The organism is Oceanicola sp. S124 (assembly GCF_000220565.1).
In the GTDB taxonomy this organism is placed as follows: domain Bacteria; phylum Pseudomonadota; class Alphaproteobacteria; order Rhodobacterales; family Rhodobacteraceae; genus Pseudooceanicola.
Genome location: NZ_AFPM01000076.1, coordinates 1 through 5,742, shown reverse-complemented (window position 1 = coordinate 5,742; position 5,742 = coordinate 1). Strand labels below are relative to the sequence as shown.

General features: G+C 59.7%; 9 protein-coding genes. 8 read left to right on the top strand and 1 reads right to left on the bottom strand.

Features of this window, described 5'->3' with window-relative positions:
- Positions 1-147: 147 nt before the first annotated feature.
- From OS124_RS25975 to OS124_RS0106165, 8 genes are all read left to right on the top strand, one after another.
- Positions 148-621: a helix-turn-helix domain-containing protein gene (locus tag OS124_RS25975; protein WP_010138539.1), complete on the top strand. Its 474-nt coding sequence runs from the start codon at positions 148-150 to the stop codon at positions 619-621.
- Between the two features lie 237 nt (positions 622-858).
- Complete coding sequence (locus tag OS124_RS27335) at positions 859-1,029, top strand: hypothetical protein (protein WP_168161443.1); 171 nt, start codon at positions 859-861, stop codon at positions 1,027-1,029.
- On the top strand, positions 1,023-1,511 hold the full coding sequence (locus OS124_RS27330; RefSeq protein ID WP_168161442.1) for a plasmid mobilization protein: 489 nt from the start codon (positions 1,023-1,025) through the stop codon (positions 1,509-1,511). The genes OS124_RS27335 and OS124_RS27330 overlap by 7 nt, the downstream gene beginning before the upstream one ends.
- Entirely contained in the window at positions 1,505-1,780 is a 276-nt protein-coding gene (locus OS124_RS27920) for a hypothetical protein (RefSeq protein WP_029375219.1), read from the top strand. The genes OS124_RS27330 and OS124_RS27920 overlap by 7 nt, the downstream gene beginning before the upstream one ends.
- Before the next feature lie 475 nt (positions 1,781-2,255).
- Positions 2,256-2,717 (top strand): hypothetical protein, encoded by a 462-nt coding sequence (locus OS124_RS27915; protein ID WP_029375218.1) that lies wholly within the window; start codon positions 2,256-2,258, stop codon positions 2,715-2,717.
- Between the two features lie 3 nt (positions 2,718-2,720).
- Positions 2,721-3,008 carry a hypothetical protein gene (locus OS124_RS27910; protein ID WP_029375217.1) on the top strand — a complete coding sequence of 96 codons (288 nt, stop codon included), beginning with the start codon at positions 2,721-2,723 and terminating at the stop codon, positions 3,006-3,008.
- Between the two features lie 254 nt (positions 3,009-3,262).
- A complete protein-coding gene (locus OS124_RS0106170; RefSeq protein ID WP_010138537.1) occupies positions 3,263-3,673 on the top strand; it encodes a hypothetical protein in 411 nt (136 codons plus the stop codon).
- Positions 3,673-4,731 (top strand): type IV secretion system protein, encoded by a 1,059-nt coding sequence (locus OS124_RS0106165; RefSeq protein WP_010138536.1) that lies wholly within the window; start codon positions 3,673-3,675, stop codon positions 4,729-4,731. Before OS124_RS0106170 ends, OS124_RS0106165 begins: the two co-directional genes overlap by 1 nt.
- 85 nt (positions 4,732-4,816) lie before the next feature.
- On the opposite strand, the gene OS124_RS0106160 is transcribed toward OS124_RS0106165, so the two are convergent.
- The gene (locus tag OS124_RS0106160) at positions 4,817-5,416 is read right to left on the bottom strand and encodes a hypothetical protein (RefSeq protein WP_010138534.1); all 600 of its coding nucleotides are present in this window, start codon (positions 5,414-5,416) and stop codon (positions 4,817-4,819) included.
- Positions 5,417-5,742 lie beyond the last annotated feature (326 nt).

The window sequence follows — 5,742 nt, the reverse complement described above, 5'->3', positions numbered from 1 at the left end:
GGTGCGCGCCCCTAACGAGGGCCACGCGGATCTACGTGGTCGCGTTCGGCCAAATTTATCAGGAACGGCGTCGATGTCTGTTCTGCCCTCCCTAATAGGCTTCCGGCCGCGATATGTCGGCGCGGCCCTCCTCAGGGGTGACGCGCCATGAGTTGGGAGGTCGCAAATCGATGCAACAAGCGCAAGTTTGGCAGCGCCTCACGCAAGCAGGTCATCATGTTCTTGGCCGACAAGGCTTCTGACGATGGCGAGGGCGTCTACTGCTCCAAACACAACATCGCGAAGTTTACCGAACTGAGCTTGGCCACCGTCAAGCGCATCATTCGTGACTTCACCGCTGAGGGTATCCTAGTTCAGACGGGAGAGCGCGATTGTGACTTCGGGTACACAAACGAGTACCGCATATGCCTTGAAGCCGTGTCCAGGTTGGATGACCTGACGAAGAAAAAATCGGACGCTCAAGGGGGGCGACAACAAACCGGGGTCACTAAGACCCCGGATGTGTATGACCCGGCCTCCGAGGTCACCACGACCCCACCCCCGGGGTCATCACGACCCCCAAACCATCCTAAAACCATCCAGAAACCACCTACGGGCGCGGACACGCGCGAGGAGGAGTAGGATCAGAATTTCGAGAAGGCATGGGCCGCCTATCCGCCGGATCGGCGTCGAAACAAGACCACCTGCCGACAGCAATTCGAGCGGGCCATCAAGGACGGCACGACCGCCGAGGAATTTATCTGCGCAGTCGATGCATATGCGACCGAGACCGAAGGCTACACTCGCTCGAAGGTTTGCTTCTCCGACAACTGGTTTCGGGAGAGCCGCTGGCAGCGCTATGTCGAAGAGGCCCGTGAAATGCAAATCGACGCGGCCGAAAAAGAGGGAAAGCACTTTCTCCAGCTCGCCAGATATGTTCGCGAGCGCAATTGGATGTGCCAGCACATTTCGCCCAATCAGGCCAGTGAGTTGCTGGCGCGTGGCCTGGTTGCAGAGGCAGAGCTTCGCCGTGCGGAGGTGGCATGGTGACCTCGAACATCAAGCAGTCTGCACAAAGAGCAAGGCGACCCGGTTCTAGGTCTTCGACCGTCGAACCGGGGCCTTGCGAGGGGCGGCAAGCCTCCCCTTCGAACCCCAACTGGACCGCGCGGGGCGCGGTCTCCTCGGAAAAGCAGGAAGCCGTGTTCTTCTACTGCTCTTCCGAGGAAAAGGCGCTGATCCGGCAGGCGGCTGCGGATCGCGGACTGTCCATGTCCGCCATGCTTCGGCAGCTCGCCACCGGCGCGGCTCCGAAGCGGCGCAAGCCCGCGCCCCGTGTCGATCCCGCGCTTGTGCTGGCTGTGTCCCGCTATGGCGGGAACCTCAACCAGATCGCGCGGTGGCTCAATACGGCGACGCGCGCGGGCCGGGCCAGCGAGGTCGAGGCCCTGCGCGTCGCGGCGGCGCTGGTCGGCATCGAGCGGCGGTTGGTGGAGGTCATTGCCCAGCACCGGAGGCCGCCCGGATGTTGATCAAGTTCTTCCCCAACGGCAAGGGCGGCGGCGCGGGGCCGGTCGAATACCTGACCGCCCGCACAGTGCTGGCCTATGACGACAACCGCGACCTGATCCGCGATGCCTCGGGCCAGCCCATGACCGTGGTCCGTGAACCGCTTCCGGAGGTCGTGCGCGGCGATCCCCAGGGCATGATCGACCTGATCGACGCCTGCCCGCACAAGTGGACCTATCGCGCCGGTGTCGTCAGCTTCGCCCGCGAAGACGCTCCGCGCGCGGATCAGTAGCAGGAGGTGATCGACCGTTTCGAGGAGATCGCCTTCGCCGGCCTCGATGCCGACCGCTACGCCTGCCTCTGGGTGCGCCACACCCACGAGGATCGCGTCGAGCTGCATTTCTGCACGCCCCGCATGGAGCTCCACAGCGGGCGCAGCCTCAACATCGCCCCGCCCGGCTATGAGCGCGCCTTCGACAGCCTGCGCGACCTGATGAACAAGACCCACGGCTGGGCCGACCCCATGGACGTGGAGCGTGTGGCCGAGGTCAGGACGGTACCGGAAGCGCCCGACCGCGCCGCCGGGCGTGACGGGCTCCATGCCTGGATCGCCGACGAGATTTCGATGGGGCTGATCGAGGATCGGGCGGGATTGGTCGCCGCCCTGACCGATGCAGGCTTCGAGGTGCCCCGCGCAGGCAAGAATTACCTCACCGTCAAAGACCCCGAGACCGAAGAACGGTTTCGCCTGAAAGGAGAGATTTTCCATGAAGACTGGAGAGCCGAAGCAACGGCTGAGCGAGAAGTTGAACGCGGACATGGAGCGGATCAGGGCAGAGAACGCCGCCTCGATCGACACACAGTTGCAGAGCTTCAGGGCCGATTTGACGGTCATTGCCGAAAACGCGCTGGCTACAATCAAGACCGATACGGAAGGCTACCTGCTGCGCGTGAGGAAGCACCTCATGCGGCAGAGCGCGAACGCAGCGCGACCGGAATGGAAGGCTCTGATGTGGCCGATGCTGGTGGCCTGCTGCCTGATGATCTGCACCGGGATTTCGACTTGGTCGGTCATGACATGGCTGACGCCGAACTTGAACACGATGGGGCTCAGGGTGATCGAGCGGCCGGAGGCGGTCTATCTGATCCCGCGCAGCGGCCGTGCGGCGCTGACACGCTGTTCGCTGGCAGGGGAACCCGTGGACTGCCTGACGATCCCGAAGGAGTAAGTGATGGATGGTCTGACGCCGCTCGAACGCGAATTGTTGGGCTACGTCGAGCAGTTGACGGAAGCCTCGAAGGCATCCGCACAGGAATTGACCGCCTCTGGGCAGGACAGGCGGGCGGAACTGGATGGGTTGCGCGGCTCCATGATCGCTTTGCTCAGGTCGCAGCTCTCATTGGTCGAAGCCTTGAGCGGCTGGATGCAGGATGGCCCCGACACCGCGCAGGCACCATCGAAGCTGAAGGACAGCCTGTCGCTCGCGCTGGAGGCGCAGAAGCGCCTCCGGACGCGGTGACAGACGAGATCGGGGAGGACGTGCATGGCCTGCGCCATTGAGCGGCCCATCCGGCTCTCCCCCGGACACGCGACACTGAACAGGGGACACGCGACACGCGACACGCGACACGCGACACGCGACACGCGACCGTGGCCACTCAACACCGGACAGTCAACACCGGACAGTCAACACGCAACAGGCGACACCGGACAAGCGACAGGCAACACGCAACACCGAACAAGAAACACTGAACAAACGACGGGAGTAACCGCATGATTTATCGAGCTATCCTATTTCTGGCTTTGACTACCGCTCCAGTGATGGCGGACCAGATCGAGTTGAGCAATTCTATCCAACCCGCAGAGACCGACCACTACGGTTGCGCGATCCGCCCGCGACCGGCACATCTGACCTTCCGGTCATTTCGAGATTCATGGCGCTCAGTGGCAGCGGACGACCTCTATAGCTTAAAGCGGCATCAGATGGCGCTGGAGGCCGGTTCTTGCGATTGCGAGGCTCTATGGCCCGACTGGGCGATCATCGAGAACGAGTACGCGGAACTGGGTTTTGCCGCCCCGACCGCCACCGACAGCCTTCACATCGCATGGTCGGCGGAAGAGTATTTCCCTGTCATTTCCAATCTTCGGGGTCGGTTGCGCACTCAGTGCCAGGAGGCTGAGTGATGGGTATCGTTAACTTTATCGTATCAGCCGCAGACGAGGGTCTCGAGAAAGTGGCTACCTCGCAGTTCGCGGCGGTCGCGGAGGTCTCCGGCACGATAGTTGTCGGGGCCGCGACCCTCGCGATGATCGCTTTGTTTATCAACATGGCATGGCAAATCCGCCCCATGGACGGGAAAGAGCTGCTGGTCTTGTCATTCAAGATCGCTTTGATCAACACATTCGCGTTCAATTGGGCAAATTTTAACTTCGTCAGCGGTCATATCATCGACGGCCTCGACGACCTGGCTGGGCGCTTGGTCGGCTCGGCAATCGGGGTAGACCTCGCGGGACCCAGATATTTCGCCCTTCGTTTTGATCTTCAGCTCGACAGGCTGGCCGAATACGGCAACTCGGCCACATCGCATATGGGGGCGGTCAGCAAGGCTGTGATGGGAGTCTTCTTCATGGCTCTTCTGGCTGTAATCGGCGGCGCGGCGGGCGCTGTTCTCGTCCTGGCAAAGATGATGATGACATTCCTGATAGGTATCGCGCCCATCATGATCCTCTGCTCGATGTTCCCGGTGACGAAGGACTATTTCCACCGATGGGTGTCTTCGCTGGCGAGTTTTGCCCTTTACCCGGTCGTGATGGCTGGCGTTTTCTCGATGGTTTTCGGCCTGGTGAGCCAGCTGGTCGGCCAGATCGGATCACCGGATTCTGTCAAGCAGGTTGGAGCGACGCTTCCCTTTTTGGCTGTAGTCATACTTTCGCTTGTGATGGTCGTGGCGATCCCGTTCATCGTGCCGATGATATCGGGCAACTTGCAGGCAGGCTGGGCAGCCGCAACCGTTGGAGGCAGTGTCCGGCGAATGATGCCGCAATCCCGCCCGATGCAACCGAACCGAATGTCCTCAAACGTAAAGAGCGATGTAAGTCGGAGGTTGCATCCAGGAGCGGATGCGGCCCATTCCTCAACCGCCGCAACAGGTTCACGCCCCTCAACCGGCACAGGGGCCAAGATACAACGCATGATGGACCGCGCGGAGCGCCTCAGTGCGGACGAGACGAAGAAACGGTGATGGTTCGACGGCTGACAACTGCGCTGCGGCATGGGATGCAATACTCTGCCGCAGCGCGTGAGCATTTCAGCGGCGATCAATCCCGTTAATCGCCTGCGTTAATGTCCTTGGCGAGTGCTACAAATTTTTCAGCGCGCTTGTGTAGGTAGTCGGCCTCGCTCTGGTCTAGCCGTGTTGCAGTTATCAGCGTCCCCGGCTGGATGTTCAGGATGCCGACTCCTGCCGAATCCGGTTTAGCCAGCCGTAGTATAGTTAGCAGGCCCCGCTCCTTCTTTCGTGGCAGTTGTTCTTTTCCAAAATGCAGGAAAATGATGCGTCTCTGATTGTTTGCTTCAGTCCGCAAGTACCAGGCCGTTGCGATATGTAGGCCAGAAATCTCCGCTTCGACAGGGCTGCGGCCCTGCCAAATGAGCGCGTGATCCTCTTTCAAATCCAGGTAGTTTTGGCACAAAACCTTATATCCAGAAGCCTTATTTGCCGAAACTTTGGAGTGTAGTTCTAAAAACTCTTTGTTCGAAATTTTTTGATCCTCGAAAGATACCAAAGATTCCCGAAACTGCTTGTAGCGGTCCTTGGCTGGATCATATGGCAAATCGAGCTCATCAATTATGCTTCTGACTTTCGCCTTGTCTTTGCGCTTGTCGCCGTACGCGAAATCAACGAACTGGCTAACCCTAATCTTCATCGTTTTTTCCTGTGTGGCCCTGTCCAAAACCTTAAGGCTCAGGCGAGAGCAAATAAAGAACTATTTAATGCGAGATGCTTTCAAGAAAGGATGGCTTCATCCAGAAACCTTACGATTCACGCTATGCGCAGCGGATAGGTGCGACGCCTCATGCGCCCTCTACGCGCTGCATCCGGGCTATGGTTTCATCTTTCTCCAAGTATCTACCGTGTAGTGTTGGTCAACTCGCCACCATGAAAGACGTGGCAAGCGTACTGGAAAAGGGCAAGCTGACACCAGAGATCGCTGCAACCTTCAGCCTGCAGGATGCTTCGGCTGCCTATGCC